At 71.7% G+C, this 19,875-nt stretch carries 18 protein-coding genes; 8 read left to right on the top strand and 10 right to left on the bottom strand.

Translation table 11 applies throughout. The features are described from left to right. Positions 1-127: 127 nt before the first annotated feature. The 3 genes from J0695_RS35235 to J0695_RS35225 are packed head-to-tail and all read left to right on the top strand — an operon-like array spanning position 128 to position 3,731. Positions 128-409: an SHOCT domain-containing protein gene (locus tag J0695_RS35235; protein ID WP_206968845.1), complete on the top strand. Its 282-nt coding sequence runs from the start codon at positions 128-130 to the stop codon at positions 407-409. Continuing rightward, positions 406-1,164 (top strand): ABC transporter ATP-binding protein, encoded by a 759-nt coding sequence (locus J0695_RS35230; RefSeq protein ID WP_206968844.1) that lies wholly within the window; start codon positions 406-408, stop codon positions 1,162-1,164. Before J0695_RS35235 ends, J0695_RS35230 begins: the two co-directional genes overlap by 4 nt. Next, positions 1,161-3,731: an ABC transporter permease gene (locus J0695_RS35225; protein ID WP_242553596.1), complete on the top strand. Its 2,571-nt coding sequence runs from the start codon at positions 1,161-1,163 to the stop codon at positions 3,729-3,731. The genes J0695_RS35230 and J0695_RS35225 overlap by 4 nt, the downstream gene beginning before the upstream one ends. Before the next feature lie 68 nt (positions 3,732-3,799). On the opposite strand, the gene J0695_RS35220 is transcribed toward J0695_RS35225, so the two are convergent. Continuing rightward, entirely contained in the window at positions 3,800-4,255 is a 456-nt protein-coding gene (locus tag J0695_RS35220; RefSeq protein WP_206968843.1) for an ATP-binding protein, read from the bottom strand. Between the two features lie 140 nt (positions 4,256-4,395). After that, entirely contained in the window at positions 4,396-4,731 is a 336-nt protein-coding gene (locus tag J0695_RS35215) for a hypothetical protein (protein ID WP_206968842.1), read from the bottom strand. 219 nt (positions 4,732-4,950) lie between these two features. Between J0695_RS35215 and J0695_RS35210 the strand changes: the two genes are divergently transcribed. After that, entirely contained in the window at positions 4,951-6,048 is a 1,098-nt protein-coding gene (locus tag J0695_RS35210; RefSeq protein ID WP_206968841.1) for a PLP-dependent cysteine synthase family protein, read from the top strand. On the opposite strand, the gene J0695_RS35205 is transcribed toward J0695_RS35210, so the two are convergent. Together J0695_RS35205 and J0695_RS35200 are read right to left on the bottom strand one after the other, a co-directional pair. Continuing rightward, positions 6,016-6,534 (bottom strand): SRPBCC family protein, encoded by a 519-nt coding sequence (locus J0695_RS35205; protein ID WP_206968840.1) that lies wholly within the window; start codon positions 6,532-6,534, stop codon positions 6,016-6,018. The two genes, J0695_RS35210 and J0695_RS35205, sit on opposite strands and share 33 nt — an antisense overlap. 62 nt (positions 6,535-6,596) lie before the next feature. After that, positions 6,597-7,436 (bottom strand): DeoR/GlpR family DNA-binding transcription regulator, encoded by an 840-nt coding sequence (locus tag J0695_RS35200; protein WP_206968839.1) that lies wholly within the window; start codon positions 7,434-7,436, stop codon positions 6,597-6,599. 106 nt (positions 7,437-7,542) lie between these two features. On the opposite strand from J0695_RS35200, the gene J0695_RS35195 reads away from it, so the two are divergent. Continuing rightward, a complete protein-coding gene (locus J0695_RS35195) occupies positions 7,543-9,903 on the top strand; it encodes a hypothetical protein (RefSeq protein WP_372445875.1) in 2,361 nt (786 codons plus the stop codon). On the opposite strand, the gene J0695_RS35190 is transcribed toward J0695_RS35195, so the two are convergent. The 4 genes from J0695_RS35190 to J0695_RS35175 all read right to left on the bottom strand — a co-directional run bounded on the left by J0695_RS35190 (position 9,863) and on the right by J0695_RS35175 (position 14,440). After that, positions 9,863-12,277 (bottom strand): right-handed parallel beta-helix repeat-containing protein, encoded by a 2,415-nt coding sequence (locus J0695_RS35190; protein ID WP_206968837.1) that lies wholly within the window; start codon positions 12,275-12,277, stop codon positions 9,863-9,865. The two genes, J0695_RS35195 and J0695_RS35190, sit on opposite strands and share 41 nt — an antisense overlap. An 85-nt stretch (positions 12,278-12,362) precedes the next feature. Next, the gene (locus tag J0695_RS35185) at positions 12,363-12,968 is read right to left on the bottom strand and encodes an Rv1733c family protein (RefSeq protein WP_206968836.1); all 606 of its coding nucleotides are present in this window, start codon (positions 12,966-12,968) and stop codon (positions 12,363-12,365) included. Positions 12,969-13,099: 131 nt separating this feature from the next. Then, positions 13,100-13,939, bottom strand: coding sequence for an MOSC domain-containing protein (locus J0695_RS35180; protein ID WP_206968835.1), 840 nt, complete (start codon positions 13,937-13,939; stop codon positions 13,100-13,102). A 42-nt stretch (positions 13,940-13,981) separates the two neighbouring features. After that, positions 13,982-14,440: a DUF6643 family protein gene (locus tag J0695_RS35175; RefSeq protein WP_206968834.1), complete on the bottom strand. Its 459-nt coding sequence runs from the start codon at positions 14,438-14,440 to the stop codon at positions 13,982-13,984. 260 nt (positions 14,441-14,700) lie between these two features. Here J0695_RS35175 and J0695_RS35170 point away from each other — a divergent pair, with 260 nt between their 5' ends. Further along, positions 14,701-15,975: a TerD family protein gene (locus tag J0695_RS35170; protein ID WP_206968833.1), complete on the top strand. Its 1,275-nt coding sequence runs from the start codon at positions 14,701-14,703 to the stop codon at positions 15,973-15,975. 9 nt (positions 15,976-15,984) lie between these two features. Here the strand turns inward: J0695_RS35170 and J0695_RS35165 are convergent, their stop codons facing one another. Then, a complete protein-coding gene (locus tag J0695_RS35165; protein ID WP_206968832.1) occupies positions 15,985-17,157 on the bottom strand; it encodes a glycosyltransferase in 1,173 nt (390 codons plus the stop codon). Positions 17,158-17,215: 58 nt separating this feature from the next. Here J0695_RS35165 and J0695_RS35160 point away from each other — a divergent pair, with 58 nt between their 5' ends. Both J0695_RS35160 and J0695_RS35155 read left to right on the top strand, forming a co-directional pair. Further along, entirely contained in the window at positions 17,216-18,001 is a 786-nt protein-coding gene (locus J0695_RS35160; protein ID WP_206968831.1) for a glutamate racemase, read from the top strand. 59 nt (positions 18,002-18,060) lie between these two features. Then, complete coding sequence (locus J0695_RS35155) at positions 18,061-18,618, top strand: hypothetical protein (protein ID WP_206968830.1); 558 nt, start codon at positions 18,061-18,063, stop codon at positions 18,616-18,618. On the opposite strand, the gene J0695_RS35150 is transcribed toward J0695_RS35155, so the two are convergent. Further along, a complete protein-coding gene (locus tag J0695_RS35150) occupies positions 18,586-19,668 on the bottom strand; it encodes an O-antigen ligase family protein (protein WP_206968829.1) in 1,083 nt (360 codons plus the stop codon). The genes J0695_RS35155 and J0695_RS35150 overlap by 33 nt on opposite strands. Positions 19,669-19,875: the final 207 nt, after the last annotated feature.

Genomic DNA, 19,875 nt, shown 5'->3' with positions numbered 1-19,875 from the left:
CGGGGACCGCGTCCGTACTCCCGCGGTGGTACGCCGACGGCCGCTGGCCGTAGGACGCCCCGGACCCCCTCCCGGCGGGAGGCTCGACATCAACAACAACGCCTCCCCACAAAGGAGCTGAACCGATATGAACACCCTCGCGCACGCCGGCGGACCCGGCCCCTGGATCCTCCTCTTCCTGCTGATCTGGGCGGCCGTCGTCCTCACCGTCGTGACCGTCCTGCGCCGCACCGTCTGGCGCGGCCGCCGCGGCCCCTGGCAGGTAAGGGCCGCCCACGGCGAGCACTCGCCGATCGCGATGCTCGGTCGGCGCTTCGCCGCCGGGGAGATCGACGAGGACGAGTACTGGCGCCGGCTCTCCGTCCTGGACGAGCAGTTCGGCCGCACGGGCAAGGGCGGTGCGGCATGAGCACCGCCGTCCGTACCGACACCGCCGCGCGTGTCGTCGACGCCGTGAAGGTCTACGGCAGGGGCGACACCGAAGTGAGGGCCCTGGACGGGGTGAGCGTCGACTTCGCGGCCGGCCGCTTCACCGCGATCATGGGGCCCTCGGGCTCCGGCAAGTCCACGCTGATGCACTGCGCGGCCGGACTCGACACGCTCACCTCCGGATCCGCCTTCATCGGCGGTACGGAACTGAGCACCCTGGACGACCGCCGCCTCACCCTCCTGCGCCGCGAGCGCATCGGCTTCGTCTTCCAGGCCTTCAACCTCATCCCCACCCTGACGGTCGCCGAGAACATCACCCTCCCGCAGGACCTCGCAGGGGCCCGCGGCGACCAGGAGTGGACCGACGCCCTCATCGATGTCGTCGGACTGCGCGACCGGCTGCACCACCGCCCGAGCGAACTCTCCGGCGGCCAGCAGCAACGCGTCGCTGTCGCCCGCGCCTTCGCCGGCCGCCCCGACGTCGTCTTCGCCGACGAACCCACCGGCAACCTCGACTCCCGCTCCGGCGAGGAGGTGCTGCGCCTGCTCGGCCGCGCGGTGCGCCAGATGGACCGCACCGTCGTGATGGTCACCCACGACCCGGTGGCCGCGGCCCACGCCGACGAGGTCGTCTTCCTCGCGGACGGGCGGCTCGTCGACCGTATGCAGAACCCGACCGCCGAGCGGGTCCTCGACCGGCTCAAGGCCTTCGACGCCAGGGGTGTCCGGACATGAGCAGGCTGCCCGCATCCCTCCGTATCAGCCTCTCGTCCCTCCGCGCCCACAAGCGGCGCTTCGCCGGGACCTTCACCGCCGTCCTGCTCGGAGTCGCCTTCCTCGCGGGCACCCTCGTCATGGGCGACACCCTGCGCGCGAGCTTCGACACCCTCTTCTCGAACGCCACCGGAAGCACCGACGCCGTCGTACGAAGCTCCAACGTGGTCACCGTCTCCGGCGAGGGCCAGGGCACCCGCGAACCGGTGAGCACCTCGCTCGTCACCACGATCCGTCAGGCCCCGGGCGTCGCGGCCGCCGTCCCCGACATCCAGGGCGCGGGCCAGCTCGTCGGGTCCAACGGCAAACCCGTCGGCGGGCAGGGCCCGCCGACCCTCGCGGGCAACTGGATCGACGACCCGAAACTCAACCCGTACCAGCTCGCCGAAGGCCGCGCCCCCAGCGCCCCGGGCGAGGTCGTCGTCAACCGCGGAGCAGCCGACAAGGGGGGCCTGAAGCTCGGCGACACGACCGTGCTGCGCACCCCCGACCCGGTCACCGTCCGCATCGTCGGCCTGGCCACTTTCGGCGGCGAGGACGGGATGGCCCAGGTCACCTACACCGGGATGACGCTGTCCGACGCGTCGACGTACCTCACCCCCAAGCCGGGCCAGGCGGCCTCCATCCAGGTCAGGGCAGGCCCCGGCACCACGCAGCAGCGGCTCGTGGACGCGTTGAAGCCCGTACTTCCCAAGGGCGTCGAGGCGATTACCGGCCAGGAGTCCGCCCAGGAGAGCCAGGACGCGGTTTCCGGACAGTTCCTGACCCTCTTCACCACCCTCCTGCTGGTCTTCTCCGGCATCGTGCTGCTCGTCGCGACCTTCTCCATCCACAACACCTTCGCGATCGTCGTCGCACAGCGCACCCGTGAGAACGCCCTGCTGCGTGCCCTGGGCGCATCCCGCCGCCAGGTCGTCTCTGCCACCCTGACCGAGGCCACGGTCGTCGCGATCACCGCCTCCGCCGCGGGGCTCATCGGCGGCATCGGCATCGCCGCCGGACTGCAGGCGCTCTTCCCCGTCATCGGATTCCCCTTCCCCAAGGGCGACTTGGTGATCAGCGGCCTCTCCCTGGCCCTGCCCCTCGTCGTCGGGATCATCGTCTGCCTGGGCTCCGCGCTGCTGCCCGCCGTCCGCGCCGGACGCACCGCGCCGCTGGCCGCCCTGCGCGAGAGCGCGGTCGACCACTCCGGGGCGTCCCGCAAGCGGGCGGTCGTCGGTACGGCCCTCGGCGTCGCCTCGATCGCCGCCGTGCTCACCGGGGCCCTGGTCTCTCCGTCCGTCTGGCTCTCCGCAGGGGGCGCGGTCCTGGCCCTGGTGGCCTTCGTCGTACTCGGTCCCGTCGCCTCCTCCTTCGCCGTACGGACCCTCGGCAGCCCCCTCGACCGGCTGCGCGGAGTCACCGGCGGCCTCGCCAAGCGCAACGCCCTGCGCAGCCCCAAGCGGACGGCGGCCACCGCCACCGCACTGATGATCGGCGTCGCCGTCGTCTCGCTCTTCACGGTCTTCGCCGCCTCACTGAAGGCGACCATGGACCAGACGGTGGACCGCTCCTTCGCGGGAGACATCGCCGTCAGCGCCCCGGCCTTCGGCGCGGGAGGCAGCGGACTCAGCCCCGCGCTTGGCCCCGCGCTCGCCCGGCTCCCCGAGGTGGCCACGGCTGTCGGCCTCGGCAAGGGTGTCGCGGAGGTCAACGGATCAGGGCGCAATCTGACCGTCACCGACCCGGCGTCACTCGCCAGGGTCCTCGACCTCGGCACCGTCACCGGATCGCTCGGACAGCTGGGCACCGACGGCATCGCCGTCTCGAAGAAGGAGGCCGACAAGCGCGGCTGGCAGCCTGGCTCCACCGTCCGGCTCGCCTTCACCGACGGCCGGCAGCAGACCTTCACCGTACGGGCCGAGTACAGCCGCTGGGAGCTCCCCGGCGACTACTTGATCACCCGCCAGGCCTGGGCCCCGCACCACGGACAGGACTCCGACACACTCGTCGCGGTCTCGTTCAAGGACGGTGTCACGGCCGCCGCAGGCAAGGCCGCCGTCAAGAAGACCGCAGCCGCCTACGGCAGCCCGTCCGTACAGACCCGCGGGGAGTACGCGCAGTCCTCGGCCGGCGGCATCGACATGATGCTGACCCTGGTCTACGCCCTGCTCGCACTCGCCGTACTGATCGCGCTGCTCGGCATCGCCAACACGCTCACCCTCGCCATCCACGAGCGCACCCGCGAACTGGGCCTGCTCCGCGCCGTCGGACAGACCAGGAGGCAGCTGCGCGCCATGGTCCGCTGGGAGTCGGTGCTGGTGGCCGCCTTCGGTACGGCGGGCGGGGTCGGCCTGGGGGCGTTCCTCGGCTGGGTGCTCGTCAAGGCGTCCGAAGGGGCGGGGGACACGGCGTTCGCCTTCGCCCTGCCGCCGGTGCGGATCGCGGTGATCGTGGCTGTGGGCCTCGCCGCCGGAGCACTCGCCGGCTGGCGCCCTGCCCGCAGGGCGGCGCGCCTGGACGTGCTGCGCGCCATCGCCACCGAATAAGGTCCGGCCTCCGCGACCTGCACGCGGCCCGGTCGGCCCGTTCAGCCCGGTCGCCCCGTTCAGCCCGGTCAGCCCACAACGGCGGACCGGGCCAGCGGCTCGGGGCAGGGCGGCAGTGCCACCGCGGGCGTCGGCGCGGGCAGCGTGAACCACACGACCTTCCCCGCGGGGCCCTCCGGCCGTACCCCCCAGCTCTCGCTCACCGCCGCGATCATCGCGAGACCGCGACCGCACGTGTCGAGCGGATCCGCGACACGGACCGTGGGCAGATGGGGATCGTGGTCATGCACCGACACCGTGAGCCGGTCGAGCAGCAGCTCGATCTCGACGATGCACATCTTGTCCGGCTGGGCATGACGATGGACGTTGGTGAGCAATTCGGTGACGCCCAGCGCTGCCTGGTCGATCAGAGGATCGAGATGCCAGTAGCGCAACTGCGCCGATACGATTCTGCGGACTTGCCCGATCCGCGACGGCAGAGCCTGCAACTCCACCGTGCAATGCCTGCTTGGCTGGCTGATCACGACTGCGACTCCCCGAATGAGGTCCGGAAGTGCTGTGTGGACCGGCGGAGTGGACTGGATCTCAGTGTGACCGCCGGTGAACGCTCAGTGATGTGAGACCAGCGTGGCCCAGCGGGTACGGCCGCGCAACTCGCGCCTCATCACTCTCGTGCGCCCCGCGCCTCACGTACCGCGTCGAGGAAGCGGCCGACCACCCCGGAACCGTCGGGCCTGCGGTCCGGCCGCTCTGCCTGTTCTGCCTGTCCCATGGTGAGCCGGTAGCGGGTGCCGTTGACGGTCGCGACCGTACGGTCCCCGCCGGCGAACCAGGGCCGCACGGCACTGACCGACCCGAGCGGGGCGCTGTCGATCTCCTGCCCCCTGCTGGTCAGCAACGCCAGCCTGCCGTCCTTGATCAGGACCTTCCCGGCCCGGGTGAGCGAGCGGGGCCATCGTTCTATCCGTACACCCGTCGCGGTGAATTCGGGCTCCGTCATGGAAGTCCAGCCCCCTTCGCATCGGCTCCTGCGTTGCAGTCTGCCGGGGAGGGAGCCCGTGCACCAGTGCGCACGGTGAACCGATCGGCAAGGCTTCGGCGGCTTCTCACTACCGGCCCACAAGCAACTGCTATGGCGTATCAAAGTGAACGTTTGTGCAGGTGAGGGGCGTATGTTGGCCAAAGGTGAGGGAATTCGGACCGACGAGGAGTGGCGCGCATGAACACCATTGATGTGGACCGCAGCGATCCGGAGTACCGGGCTTGGCTGAAAGAGGCCGTCCGTAAGGTCCAGGCCGACTCCAATCGCTCCGCCGACACCCATCTGCTGCGCTTCCCGCTCCCCGAACAGTGGGGCATCGACCTCTACTTGAAGGACGAGTCGACCCACCCGACCGGCAGCCTCAAGCACCGGCTCGCCCGCTCGCTCTTCCTCTACGGCCTGTGCAACGGCTGGATCCGCCCGGGCAAGCCCGTCATCGAGGCCTCCAGCGGTTCCACCGCGGTGTCCGAGGCGTACTTCGCCAAGCTGATCGGTGTGCCCTTCATCGCGGTCATGCCGCGCACCACCAGCCACGAGAAGTGCCGGCTGATCGAGTTCCACGGCGGCGCGTGCCACTACGTGGACGACTCGCGGAAGATGTACGAGGAGGCCGCGTCCCTCGCCGCCGATTCGGGCGGCCACTACATGGACCAGTTCACCTACGCGGAGCGCGCCACCGACTGGCGCGGCAACAACAACATCGCCGAATCGATCTACCAGCAGCTGAAGTTGGAGCGCTATCCCGAGCCCGCCTGGATCGTGGCGACCGCCGGGACGGGCGGCACATCGGCGACCATCGCGCGCTACGTGCACTACATGCAGCACGACACCCGCATCTGCGTCCCCGATCCGGAGAACTCCTGTTTCTTCGACGGCTGGACGCGGAACGACCCGCTCGCCACCAGCGACTGCGGGTCGCGGATCGAGGGCATCGGCCGACCGCGGATGGAGCCGAGCTTCGTCCCCGGCGCGATCGACCGGATGATGAAGGTGCCCGACGCGGCGAGCATCGCCGCCGTACGCGCCCTGGAGCAGGCCATCGGCCGCAAGGCGGGCGGTTCCACCGGAACGGGCCTCTGGAGCGCGCTGAAGATCGTCGCCGAGATGGTGGCCGAGGGCCGGACGGGCAGTGTCGTCACCCTGATCTGCGACCCGGGCGACCGCTATCTCGACAAGTACTACTCGGACACCTGGCTCGCCGAGCAGGGGCTGGACATCACCCCGTACACCGCGGCCATCGACTCACTCCTCGCCACCGGGCGCTGGACGGACTGACGCCGGCCGGCCGGGATCGGCCGCGAGCCGCAGGTCCAGCCTGCGCACCGCGTCGCGGAACGCCTTGCCCAGGCCCGCGCGGCCGAGCCTGAGGCTCATCAGGACCGGGGCGGCCGCGTCGGCGGCGAAGGTCCACCTGACACGGGTGCCCGTCGCCGTGGGAGTGAGCAGCCACTCCTCCAACAGGGCGCGCATTCCAGGGGTGTTGACCGTGTCGACGCGGTAGGCGTACCGCGTCGACGGCTCCCTCGCCAGGATCGTCTCCTGGAAGCGGACGCCGCCCCTGAGCCTGATCTCGCGGCCCGCGCCGCCCGCCGTGGGCCGGGCCAGCCGTACGGCCGTGAACCACTCGGGCAGGGATTCGACGTCCTCCGCGAGCGCCTGGTACACGGCGGTCGCGGAGGCGGACACCTCCGCGGCGAAGACGAGGCGCAGAGGTGCGCTGTCCACGAAGTCGAGCTCCACAGGGCGGAGTTGACGTGCCATGGGTGGTGCACCTCCAGCGGGGGGTCTGCGGGCCGGGCCCGGACACCATAGCTGGCACACCGTCAGATGTCTGTGGTGCCTTCGCTCTCGCCCGCGACCACCAGGCCCGGCAGATGCTCCTCGATCTCCTCGCGTACCTCGCCGGAGAGCCCCGCGTCGGTGACGAAGATGTCGACCTCCTCCAGTGTGGCGAAGGAACTCAGGCCTACTTTGCCCCACTTGGTGTGGTCGGCGACCACCACGACCCGTCGCGCCGACTGCACGAACCGCCGATTGGTCTCGGCCTCCGCCAAGTTCGGCGTGGACAGGCCCGCCTCCGCCGAGATGCCGTGCACACCGAGGAAGAGCACATCGAAGTGGAGCGAGCGGATCGCCTGGTCGGCGACCGGACCCACCAGGGTCTCCGACGGCGTACGGACGCCACCGGTCAGCACCACGGTCGCCGCACCCGGCCGCTGACCGTTCCCGCCGGACGGCCGCTGTGCCGACTGGAACACATCGGCGACCCGCACCGAGTTGGTCACCACCGTCAGATCGGGCACATCGAGGAGATGGTGGGCCAGGGCGTACGTCGTCGTGCCGCCGGCCAGCGCGATCGCGCTGCCTGGCACGGCCATCGCCGCGGCCGCCCGCGCGATGTCCTCCTTGGCGCTCAGCTCCAGCGACGACTTGGCCTCGAACCCGGGCTCGTGCGTGGAGGCCTCGACCACCGGCACCGCCCCGCCGTGCACCTTCTCGATGACGCCCTGCCGGGCGAGCGCGTCCAGGTCCCTGCGGACCGTCATGTCGGAGACCTTGAGCTTCCGGGTCAGCTCATTGACCCGGACCCCGCCGCGCCGCCGGACCTCGTCCAGTATCAGGGCGCGACGCTGTTCCGCGAGCAGATTCTGATTCTCGCTCACCACAGAGTCCGTCCTTTCGCATTGCCGTGCCGTTCGCCGTGCCGTGCACAGGGGTTTCTCATCCTGCCATGCGGTGTCCCCGGCTGCCCCACTGGTTGCCGCGCCGATGCGTGATCCGGGATTCTGGTCGCCCGCCCCCCCACGAGAGCGAGCCGCAGAAGTGCCCACACCATCGCTGGAACTGCTCGTCCACGGCGTCGGCGGAGCCACTCCGCAGGAGATGCTCGGTGACCCGCGTACGGTCCGCGTCACAGGTGACGAGACCGCCGCCGTCTACCGGCGCACCGATTCCGCCGAAAGCACGGGGACCGAGCCCGGCGAACCCGTCCAGGAGGCGTACGTCTGGTCCAACCTCACCTCGGGCAACGGCGCCCGCGCGCTGTGGCTGCTCCTGCTCCCCTTCATGGTCGTCAACATCGCGCACTGGATGCGGCCACCCTCTCGGGGCCTGCCCCGGACCGTGCGTGTGTACGGAGTCCTGGTGCGGCTCATCGCGCTCAGCCTCACCGTGCTCCTGGTCGCCGCCGCCTGCGAAGTGGCGCTCGATCTGACGGCCTGGCAGTGCGCCGGCTCCGCGACCTGCGCGGACTCCAGGTCCTGGCTGGGCTTCCTCTCCGCGCGGCGGGGCGGCTGGTGGGCCCAGCCGGGCCGCCGCCTCGCCCTGGCCGCGGTGGTGCCCGCCGCGCTCACCGCACTGCTCTGGTACCTCTCCTCCCGCACCTGGAGCGCGTACGAGTCCCAGCAGCCACTGACCGGCGTCCACGACACGGACGACACGGACGGCACGGAGGACCCCGAACCGTCCGCCAGGCCCGCGCTCTCCACCCCCGGCTTCTGGTACGGCCGCAGGCTGGTCGCCAGGCTGCGTGCCGCGCACACGGCCGCCGGGTTCCTGACCGTGGCGGCGGCGCTGGCCACCGCCGCCGTCGGCTTCGACCGCCGCTCCACGGGCACGCTCCTCGAAGCCATCGGCTGGCTCCTGGAGGCAACACTCCTGGCCGCGGCCGGAGTTGTCGTCTGGGTGGTCTGCCGCAGGGGCCGCACCGAGACCCGGCTCGACGAGGAGCTCGACCGGACTGTCGTCGCCCTGCTGCCCGGCTCCGCGCTCGTCCTGCTCGTCCTGTCGGCGCTGTACGCCGCCTGGTCCCGCCCCGGCTGGACCTCCCACGGCTCGCTGCCCGGCGACCGTACCTTCGGCGTCATCACCCTCGCCCAGGGCGCCCTGGTGGTGGCCCTCGCCGTGGTGGCCGCCGTCCTCTGCCGTCGGCTGCCCCATGTCCGCACCGCGCTCGGGGGGTTCGGCGGTCCGGCCGTCGCGATGCTCGCCTGCGCACTCGGCGGGGTGATGTCGGGCGGCATCGCCCAGCGCGTCGCCGACTGGCTCGACGGCCGCGGCACCCCCGGCATGGGACCGGGCGTCGCGGGGCCGCCGGTGCTGCTCAGCTGGCAGGCCTCGGTGATCCCCGTGCTCCTCGTCGTGCTCATGGTGCCGACCGTCTTCCTCGTCGTACGCACCGTGCACCGCACCCGGGTGGCCGGGCGCGGCATCATGGCCGACTATCCGGCGGAGAAGCCCGACCCGGTCCGTACCCGCACGATCGCGGGCGCCCGCACCCGGGCCCGGCTCACCGACGCGGCGCCGCCCCTGCTCGGCATCATGGCGGCAGCCACCCTGCTGCTCGGCGCCGGCGCACTCGTCGGCGCCTGGCTCAGCGACGAGGTGCCGGGACGGGCGGCGCGCGGTGCACCCGGCATGGTGGCGTCCGCCACCGAGACCGCGCAGGCGCTGGGATCGTGGCTGGTGGGACTGGGCTTCGTCCTCTTCGTCACCTGGGGGCGGCGCGCCTACCGCGACGCGTCGGCCCGGCGGACCATCGGCATCCTCTGGGACGTCGGTACGTTCTGGCCGCGCGCCGCCCACCCCTTCGCACCGCCGTGCTACGCCGAGCGCGCCGTCCCCGACCTGACCTGGCGGATGTTCACCTGGACCGACCGCACCGGCGGCCGCCTCGTCATCTCCGGGCACTCCCAGGGCAGTGTGCTGTCCGCCGCCGCGGTCTGGCAGCTGCCCGCCCGCACCCGGCGGAGGGTCGCGCTCCTCACGTACGGCTGCCCGCTGGAGCGTCTCTACGGCCGCTGGTTCCCCGCGTACTTCGGTCCCGCCTGTCTGGACAGCCTCCAGGAGGAGGTGCACTGCTGGCGCAACCTGTGGCGCTCCACCGACCCGATCGGCGGCCCCGTACGTGTCGAAGGCGACGTGGACCGCGGACCGCTGCTCGACCCGGTCGCGTACGGGCGCACCCGCGAACACCCGCTGCCCGCACCGATCCTGGCCCACTCCGACTACCAGGCCGACCCGGTCTTCGTCCGGGAACGCACCGAGCTGCTGAACGAACTGGATGCCGGCGCACTGCCGAGGCAGCCGGTCAGAGCAGCTCGGGCAGATCCTCGGGGTGCAGCAGGCTGAGGTCGTCGGTGGAGACCTCGGCCTGCTGGGCGACCCGGCCCGCGTGCCGCTCGACCATCGACTCGAAGGTCTGGCGGGCGGTGCGGCCGTTGCCGAAGGCGGGACCCTTGGGGAGCACGGTGAAGTACTTCAGGAGTGCCTCGTGCGTGCCGTCCGCGAGGCGGTATTCGTGCTCGTCGGACTGCTGCTCCACGATCCGCAGCAGTTCGTCGGGTGCGTAGTCGTTGAAGGTGATGGTCCGTGAGAAACGGGACGCCACGCCGGGGTTGATGCCGAGGAAGCGTTCCATCTCGGCCGTGTAGCCCGCCACGATGACCACGACGGCCTCCCGGTGGTCCTCCATCAGCTTCACGAGGGTGTCGATGGCTTCCTTGCCGAAGTCGCGCCCCGAGTCCTCGGGGGAGAGCGCGTAGGCCTCGTCGATGAAGAGCACCCCGCCGCGGGCGCGGTCGAAGGCCTCCTGGGTACGGATCGCGGTCGAGCCGATGTGCTCGCCGACCAGGTCGACCCGGGACACCTCGACGAGATGGCCGCGCTCCAGGACTCCGAGCGCGGCCAGGATCTCCCCGTACAGCCGTGCGACCGTGGTCTTGCCGGTGCCGGGGGAGCCCGTGAAGACGAGATGGCGGCGGGCGGATGCGGCCTTGAGCCCGGCCTCCTGGCGGCGGCGGCCGATCTCGATCATGTCGGTGAGGGCGCGCACCTCGCGCTTGACGCTCTCCAGGCCGACCAGTGAGTCGAGTTCGCCCAGGACGGTCTTGGCCGGCCGGAGGGGATCGGCGGCGGCTGCGGGAGCGGCGGCGGCCTCAGGGGTACGGCTGCCGGGGACCGAGCCGATGAGACCGGTGGTCTGTGTCGCGGTCAGGACGGGGGGCGTCTCGTGGGCCTCGTCCCGTACCCCGCTCTCGTCGCTGGTGCAGTCCTCGACGACGGGACCGTCCTTGCCCTCCTCGGCGAACTCGTAACCGCCCCGCGCGCAGCGCTCGGTGCGGCAGCGGGTCAGTGTCGTACGGCAGCCGTCCATGACATGGAAGCCGTAACCGCTGCTGCCCGTCACCCGGCACTGGTGGAAGGTGCCGCGGCCCTCGGCGGAGACATAGAATCCGGCCTCCGCGGGGGAGGTGACCGTGCACCGCTCAATCAGCGGATCGGCGCCCTTGGTGACGATCACGCCGGTCTGCGCGGCGTCGATGGTGCAGCCGTTCAGCGTGCCGCCGCTGCCGTGGTCGCGGAACCAGGCGCCCGTGGAGGCCTCCCGGATACGGCAGTCGTCCAGCTGCGCGCTCGCGCCGTCGCTCACCGACACCGCCGTGTTGCGGATCTGGAAGAGGTCGCTGTCGACGACGTCGGCGCGCGATCCGCGGTCCAGGACGAAGATCGCGTCGGGTACGTCGTGGACGCGGCATGAATCGAGGACGGCGGTCGCGCCGTCGCTGACCCAGACCGCCGGGTAGTCGCCCGTACTGTCGTGGATCTCGCACTGGTTGGCGTCCACCCGGGTCCCCGGGTCCCAGACCGAGAGGCCGTTGCGGCCGAAGCGGCGGACGGCGGAGCGGGTCAGGGTGAGGACCGAACGGGAGCGCAGATCGACCGCGTTCTCCGGAATGTCGTGGATGTCGCAGTCGGAGAGGGTGAGGACCGCGTCGGTGTCGAGAGTGACGCCGTCCGTCGACGTGCGGTGCACCGTGCAGTCGGTGAGGTGGGCGGTGGCGCGGGCGGCGATCTGCACACCGGTGCCGTTGATCTCGTACACCTCGCAGCCCAGCGCCTCCAGGGCGGTCCCCTCGCCGGTCACGCTCAGGCCCGCGCCCGAGGCGTGATGGATCCGGCAGCGCTCCAGTCGCGGATGGGCGCCGCCGCGCACCGAGACGCCGGACTGGCCCGAGGCGACGACCTCGCAGTCGTCGAACACCCCGCCGGCGCCGTCCAGTACACCGATGCCGACGCCTCCGGGATTGTCCACGGTGCAGCGGCGCACGGTCGGCCGGGCCTTCCCGCGCACCTCGATGCCGGACGCGGAGCGGGTGACGACCCGCACATCGGTGATCTCCGGGGCGCCGTCCTCGATCAGGAGTGCGGGGGCCGCCGAGTCCTGGCCCTCCAGATGCAGATCACTGACGACTGCGGACGCGCGCACGGTGAGCGCGACACCGTCGACCGGCGCGATCCGTACCGATCCGACCGTGCCCTCGGGGCCGCGCAGCGTGACGGCGCGCTGCACCACGAGGTTCTCTCTGTACGTACCGGGAGCGATCGTGAGGACGTCGCCGTCCCCTGCGGCCTCCAGGGCTGCGGCGAGGGAGGCGTATTCGCCTGTGCGGCGCCGCCACCGCGACGTGCCGGTGTAGGTCACCTGGACCGTGCCCTGAGACATGGTGCTGCTCTGCCCCCACCTCGTACGTAACGCGTCCGTTCTGGCTGCTCCACCGTAGCGCGCGCAGGGCCGGGGAGTTGACCGGTCAGCTGCCTGTGCCCGTTCGTCCCCAGTCGGGACCGGCCTCGGCCCAGGCGCGGTCGAGGCGGACGTACCTGCGTCGCACGAGCAGCCGGACGATCAGGTGCCTGGCGCCGATGACGAGCCCGCCGGCGGCTCCGGCCGCGGCGATGCCCGCGAGAGCCGCGTGGGCCCGGGCGGTGTCGGTGTCCAGGGGATGGTTCACGACAGTGCCGTGGTCGTCGGTCCAGATCGGGAGCGAATCGCCGGGTTTGTCGTGCAGGGTGCTGGTGATCAGAGGGCCGGTGTGCCGGCTTCCGTCCGCCGCCGTCCAGTTGGCGAGCACCCGGCTGCGCGTGGACCCGTCGGGCGAACCGTCCGGATTGGTGGACACCGAAGGTCCTGGCAGCGGCTTGACGACCAGGGCGGTCGTCGCATGGCGCTGCTGATGCTGATGGCGCACCGCCTGCTCAAGCACCCGGTCGGTCAGCGCTCCGCAGCACCAGCCCGCCACCGGGGCGGCCAGGACGATCAGCAGCACCGCTGCCAGCGCCACCCAGGCCTCGACGAGATCAGTCCTGCGGCGCAGGGGATTGCGCCGCCAGCGCCACACGCCAGAAGCTGCTCGCACAGTCCCGCACCCCCTTCCGCATCCGTCATAACCGCCCCGAGAGCGGCATGCGCGAGAGTGGAACGAAGAGAGAGCAATGTCACCCGGTCAACGCGCGTGCCTACCCGGCGAGTTCCCGCGGGGGAGGGGTCCTATGCGAGGATTCGCAACGGATCACCCAGGCGGATGGTGCCGGAGGTCTCGGGGATGAGGTTCTGCCCGAACAGGAGATCGCTGCCGACCCGGCGATGGCGGGTGAGGGTGCGCAGCGGTTCCTTGCCGCGTTCGGCGGTCCGCTGGTCGGTGGTGGTCACCACGCAGCGGTCGCAGGGCTTGGCGACGCGGAAGAGGACATCGCCGATCGCGATGCGGTACCAGTCGTCCTCCGCCCAGGGTGCGGTGCCCTGCACGACGACATTGGGGCGGAAGCGGTTCATCGGCAGCGGCCCCTCGTCCGGATGGTCCCCCTGTGCGACCAGGGAGTTGAGGGCGTCGAGCGAGGAGCGCGTGGTGAGCAGCAGCGGGTAGCCGTCGGCGAAACTGACGGTGTCCCCGGGGCGCGAGAACGCCGGGTCCACCGGGCGCCGTCGGGCCGGATCGTCGAGATGTACGAGACGGACCTCGGCCCCGAGGTACGCGCTGAACCAGGCATGGGCCGCGCCGTCCGCGGGCACGACCTCGACCTTGTCGTGGAAGAGCGCGACGGTGACGGTGTCCACCGGATCGGGCACGGCGACCGTCAGCGGCTCACATCCCGGGGCGGACAGCCGTACGGATCCGTCCGCATCGGCGCCGGGCTCGGCACTGGCCAACGCCAGGCGCGCGTGCTGGCGTTGGGTGACCACCTTCCCCGCGGTGTCGACCAGCATCCACCTGCGGTCCCCGGCCAGCCCCCAGGGCTCGACGACGGCCGACTCCTGCGCACAACCCCCCAGCGACTTGACCGGATGGATGTGGACCGCGGCCAGAACAGAGTGCACCGGACTCGACATGCCACCATCCTGCCAGCCGGTTCGGACAGGCGTCCGAACCGGTCAGTATCCCCGGCCTCCCTGGTAGGGCCGGTTGTACGGGTCCTCGTACGGCGAGGGCGCAGGCGCGGGACGAGGCGCGGCCGGGCGCATCGCCTCGTAGCCGTTGCCGGCCACCGGCCGCTGCATATGGGCCTGCGGGCCCGGGTAACCGCGGGGAGGCGCGGCCTGCTGAGGGATGTAAGGGGCCGGGGCGTAGCCCTGCGCGGGCACCGGCTGAGCCATGGGCTGCTGATATCCGTACGACGGCTGCTGCTGGGCGGAGGGGCCGGGAGGCAGCGCGGGAAGGGCGGAAGGCAGGGCCGGCAGATAGCTGTTGCCGGTGTCGTACGCGGAAGGCACTCGGATCGGGGCGATCTGGGGTGTGCCCCGCTCTGCGACCAGGGAGTCGTAGATCGGAGTGTCCGGGAAGGACGGCGCGGAGTAGTAACCGCCGCCGTAGGTGGCGCGGGGGGTGGTCATGGCACATAAGTAAAGCCGACGATGTGCTGGTTGGGGAGCCCGATAAGAGGGTTGTTTTGCGCGCTGTGTGTGACTGGGGATCCCCAATCCGAGCGAACGTGGGAAAAACGGTCGTCTTTCGGCGTTCGGATCGTGTAAAGGCCTGCTCGTGAGGGGGTTACCGACAGGTCTGTCCGTGATCTTCCGGTGCCGTGCACGAGCCCGGCGGGTCGTCCGGGATTAGGTTGGACGCACAGAAAACATCGGCACCCGGACGCAAGATGGGGGCGAGCATGACAATGCTTAAGGGAGCGAATGTTCCGGTGCCGGCTCAGGCCGTTCGGATCGAATTGGGCTGGGGTTCAGGTCCCGGAGTGCCGGATGTCGACGCCTCCGCGCTGCTGTTGGTGTCGGGCAAAGTCCGCTCCGACGCCGACTTCGTCTTTTACAACCAGCCCGCGCACGCCTCCGGTGCCGTCCGCCACGAGGGCAAGCGGTCCGCGGGCGACGGTGTGAGCGACACCCTCGCCGTCGACCTCGCACGCGTCGAGCCCGTCATCGAGCGCATCGTGCTGGCCGCATCGGCGGACGGTGGCGCCTTCGGACAGGTGCCCGGCTTGTACATCCGGGTGCTGGACGCGGGCAGCGGTGCGGAGCTCGCGCGCTTCGACAGCCAGGACGCTTCTGTAGAGACCGCCTTTGTGCTCGGCGAGCTGTACCGCCGCCAGGGTGCGTGGAAGTTCCGGGCGGTGGGGCAGGGCTACAGCACCGGGCTGATCGGTCTCGCCACGGCGTTCGGCATCAGCGTGGACGAGCCGCAGCCGCAGCCGCAGGCTCAGCCGCCCGCCCGGCAGCCTGTCCAGGCGCCGCCCCCGCCGCCGGCCGCCCCTCCGGTCGCGGCCCCGGCATCGACTCCCGTGCGGCTCTCCAAGGTCACCCTGACGAAGGAGAAGCCCACCGTCTCCCTCGCCAAACAGGGCGGCACCTCGGGGTCGATGCGGGTCAATCTCAACTGGCAGACGCGCAAACAGTTCAAGAGCTGGGGCGCCAAGCTGGGCCGGGCCGTCGCCCAGCACGCCGACCTGGACCTCGACCTCTGCGCGCTGTACGAGCTGACCGACGGCCGCAAGGGAGTCGTCCAGGCACTCGGAAACGCCTTCGGGGCACTGAACCAGCCGCCGTACATCCAGCTGGACGGCGACGACCGCACCGGGGCCGTGGACACCGGCGAGAACCTCACCATCAACCTCGACCACATCGGCAAGATCCGCCGCATCGTCATCTTCGTGACGATCTACGAAGGCGCCCGTAGTTTCGCCGATCTGCACGCGACCGTCACCCTCCAGCCGCAGCACGGCGCGGCGATCGACTTCTCGCTGGACGAGTGCACCGTTCCCTCCACCGTCTGCGCCCTGGCGCTGCTCACCAACAACGGGGGAGACCTCGTCGTCCAGCGCGAGGCCCGGTATCTGGTGCCGGAGCGCGGCGTGAGCCCGCAGCGGACCATGGACCGCACCTACGGGTGGGGCATGAACTGGACGCCCGGCAGGAAGTGACCCGCCGTCTCAGCGCTCCGGCGTCGTCTCCGGACGGGCGTACGTCCGACCCTTCCAGGCGGCGCCTCGGCCGCGGTAGTGCTGCACCGCCGAGTCCACCGTCATCAGCAGATAGAGGAGCGCGGTGAACGGCAGCAGCGGTGCGAGCAGGAGCGGCTGCCGGTAGTAGCGCAGCATCGGGAGGTACGTCGCCGTCATCACCAGCCAGGCGAGGCCACCGGCCCAGGCGGCCGCGGCGTCACCGCTGAGGACGCCGGCGAACAGGGCGACCGGCGGCGCGAGATAGATCACCGCGAGGCCCGCGACCGTACCGCCGAGCAGCAGCAGGCTGTGCCGCAGCTGGGCGTAGGCGCTGCGCGAAACCATCCGCCACAGGTCGCCCAGGCCCGGGTACGGGCGGACGCTGTCCACGTGGTCCGCGAGACCCAGCCAGATCCGCCCGCCGCTGCGCTGCACCGCCCGGGCGAGCGAGACGTCGTCGATCACCGCCTGCCGGATCGACTCCGGTACGCCCGCCCGCTCGGCGGCATCGGTGCGCAGCAGGACGCAGCCGCCGGCCGCCGCCGCTGTCCGCGCCCCGGCCCTGTTGATCCAGCGGAAGGGGTAGAGCTGGGCGAAGAAGTAGACGAAGGCGGGGACGACGAGGCGCTCCCAGAAGCTCGCCACCCGCAGCCGGGCCATCTGGGAGACAAGATCGAGATCGTGCGAACGGGCGGCGGCCACCAACTCCCTGAGGCTGTCCGGCTCATGGGCGATGTCGGCGTCCGTGAGGAGCAGATACTCGGGCCCGCTCTCCCGTGCGAGCCCGATGCCCCGGTGCAGCGCCCAGAGCTTCCCGGTCCAGCCCGATTCCGGCTCACCGGGCGACACGAGCGTCAGCGGCAGCCCGCCGTGCTCTACGGAGAGAGCCCGAGCTAACGCCCCCGTACCGTCCGAACTCCCGTCGTCGACCAGATAGATCTCGGCCTGTCCCGGATAGTCCTGGGCCAGCAGCGAGGGCAGGCTCAGCGGCAGCACGTCGGCCTCGTCCCGGGCCGGGACCACGACGGCGACAGCGGGCCAGTGGGGCGGATCCTCGCGGGCGGGCAGGCGCTGGTCCGTGGCCCAGAAGAAGCCCTGTCCCAGCAGCAGCCACAGCCAGGCTGCGAGCGATCCGGCGGCGATCCAGGCAATGACGCTCATCCGCCGAAGTCTGCCCCACGAAGCGGGGTTCGCAGGGGCGGTCGACTAGGGTGACCGGGTGAAGATCGCGCTCATGGATTCCGGGATCGGCCTGCTCGCGGCTGCCGCGGCGGTGCGCCGGCTGCGACCGGACGCCGGTCTGGTCCTCTCATCCGACCCCGACGGCATGCCCTGGGGGCCGCGTACCCCCGAGGACGTGACCGCCCACGCGCTCGCCGTGGCCCGCGCGGCCGCCGCGCACCGGCCCGATGCGCTGATCGTCGCCTGCAACACGGCCTCCGTGCACGCCCTGCCCGCGCTGCGCGCAGCGCTGGAGCCGGGGATTCCGGTCATCGGTACGGTCCCCGCGATCAAGCCGGCCGCCGCGGGCGGCGCGCCCTTCGCCATCTGGGCCACCCCGGCCACCACCGGCAGCCCCTACCAGCGCGGTCTGATCCGTGACTTCGCCGCGGGTGCCGACGTCACCGAGGTGCCCTGCCCGGGCCTGGCCGACGCCGTCCAGCAGGCCGACGAGGCCGCGATCGACCGAGCTGTGGCCGCGGCGGCCGCACTCACTCCGCCTTCGGTAAGGACCGTCGTCCTGGGCTGCACCCATTACGAACTGGTCGCCGAGCGGATCCGCGCCGCCCTCCAGCAGACCGGCGCCGCGCCGGTCGTCCTGCACGGTTCGGCTGAGGCCGTGGCAGCCCAGGCGCTGCGGCGGATCGGTTCCGCGCCGTCCCCTGCGGCCACGCCGAGCAGCGGGCTGACCGTACTGCTCAGCGGCCGCACCTCCGCCCTGCCCGATGCGGCACTCGCCTATGTGGAAGGCCGCCTGCTCGAGGCGATGAGCCCCGCACACTGACCGCTGAAGGCGCCGTCGAAGCACTGCCGCTGCGGCGGAACGTGAGTACGCTGCTACGTATGAGGGATCCGAGCGACCCCCGGGCGGCCACAGCCCCCGATACCGCAGTCTGGACCGGCCGCGCGACCAATCGCGGCCAGTGGCTGCTCGCCGCAGCGGGTGCGGCCTGCATGGCCCTCGGTGTCGAGCTCGCGGTCGACTCCGAGTGGACCTCCGGCCTCGCCCCGCTGCTGATGTCCGTGATCGGCTGTGTGGCCGCCGGACTGCTCATGCTCTACGGCACCCTCGCCTTCGTCCACGTGGCGGTGAAGGTCGACAGGGACGTGCTGGAGGTCCGCTGCGGCCACATCGGGCTGCCGCGCCGCAGTATCCCCCTGAACCTTGTGGTGGGCGCCGAATTCGCGCCCAGGGTCACCCCGCGCCAGTGGGGCGGCTGGGGTTACCGCTGGCGGCCCGAGAAGGGCACGGCGGTGGTCGTGCGCCGCGGCGAGGGTCTGGTCCTGACCATGGGCGACGGCCGGAGCTTCACGGTCACGGTGGACGATGCCGAGGCCGCGGTACGGATCATCCGCGACCGGCTGCGTCTACTGGCCGGCGGGAAGCCTGCCAAGGCCTGACCCGGCCTCCGCCGCGCCCTCCTCCGCGGGGTCGGGGCTCTCGGACTGCCGGCGGGCGGTGGCCAGCCCGGCCAGCAGGCCCGCGCCCGCGGTCACCGGCGTGAAACTCAGGGCGTTGCCGACGCTCGCCAGCGCGGCGAGCGCGGTGAGCGCCGCACCCGCCGTGAGGACGACCGGCGTGGAACGGGGCGAGCGCCAGAGTCCGTACAGCAGCCAGCCGAAGGCGGCCGCGAGCAGGCAGACGCCGACGATTCCCTGCTCGGCCGCCTGCTGAAGCGCCGCCGAGTGCGGCTTGCTGTCCGCACTGGGTGTCCGCCGGGCGGTGGGACTCAGCTCGCCGAAACGGTCGGGGCCCGTCCCCAGAGCCGGATTCGCCCTGGCCAGGCCGATCGCGTCCTGCCAGAGGAGCACACGGTTCTGAGTGAGCTGGTCTTCGAGGGAGACGGTCAGACCGTCGGGAAGCGCGTGTTCGGCCACCGCCCAGGATCCCCCGACCACCAGTCCCGTGGCCAGAACCAGCCCCGCGAGACCCACCAGCCTGCTGCGCATACGGGCCGCGGCGAGCGAGCAGAGCAGCACGCCGAGCGCGGCCACGCACCCGGCGACGGAGCCGAGGAGGAGCGCGGCCACCGCGAGCGCAGGGGCGAGGAGCCGCAGGGCCAGCCTGAGCGATGCCGACCGTGCGGCCCAGGCGGCGCAGCAGGCCGCGCCGGACGCCAGCGCCAGCAGAGCGGCCGTGGCGCCGGTGTGGCCGACGATCTGGTCCGACGGCGTCCCCGGTACGCCGTGGCGCGACCCGACGGCCAGGCCCAGTGCCGCGAGTGCCGCGCCCACCGCCGCGACGACCGGTAACAGGGTGCCGCAGATCCGGCCCCAGGCGTATCCCGCGGCGAGGGCGAGCACGGCGAGCAGCACACCTTCGGGCCGGGCCTCCCGACCGGCCGCGGTCACCAGGGACCAGACCGCACAGCCGCTCAGTACCAGCACACCGACGACATCCGGCGCGCTGCCGCCCGTCCGCACGGTGGCGCCGTCCGCCGATGCGGCCATTCCGTCGACCCCCCGATCTCTGACGGGCCCCGTACGACGGCCGGATCAGGCCGGTCGGCAGGGACTGGCGCACACGCTAACGCCAGCAGGGACGTTTGTGGACACCATCCACAGAAACGATGCTGCAACCGCTCGGGGACCGGAAGGCCGCAGGCCAGGGCCGCCACCGTAGACTCCGCCGCGTGAGCACCACCATCGCCCCTGTCG

Origin of the sequence: Streptomyces beijiangensis, assembly GCF_017315755.1 — a bacterium.
Classification (GTDB): domain Bacteria; phylum Actinomycetota; class Actinomycetes; order Streptomycetales; family Streptomycetaceae; genus Streptomyces; species Streptomyces beijiangensis.
Note: the sequence above shows the minus strand (reverse complement) of the source record. Positions and strands in the feature narration are given on the sequence as shown.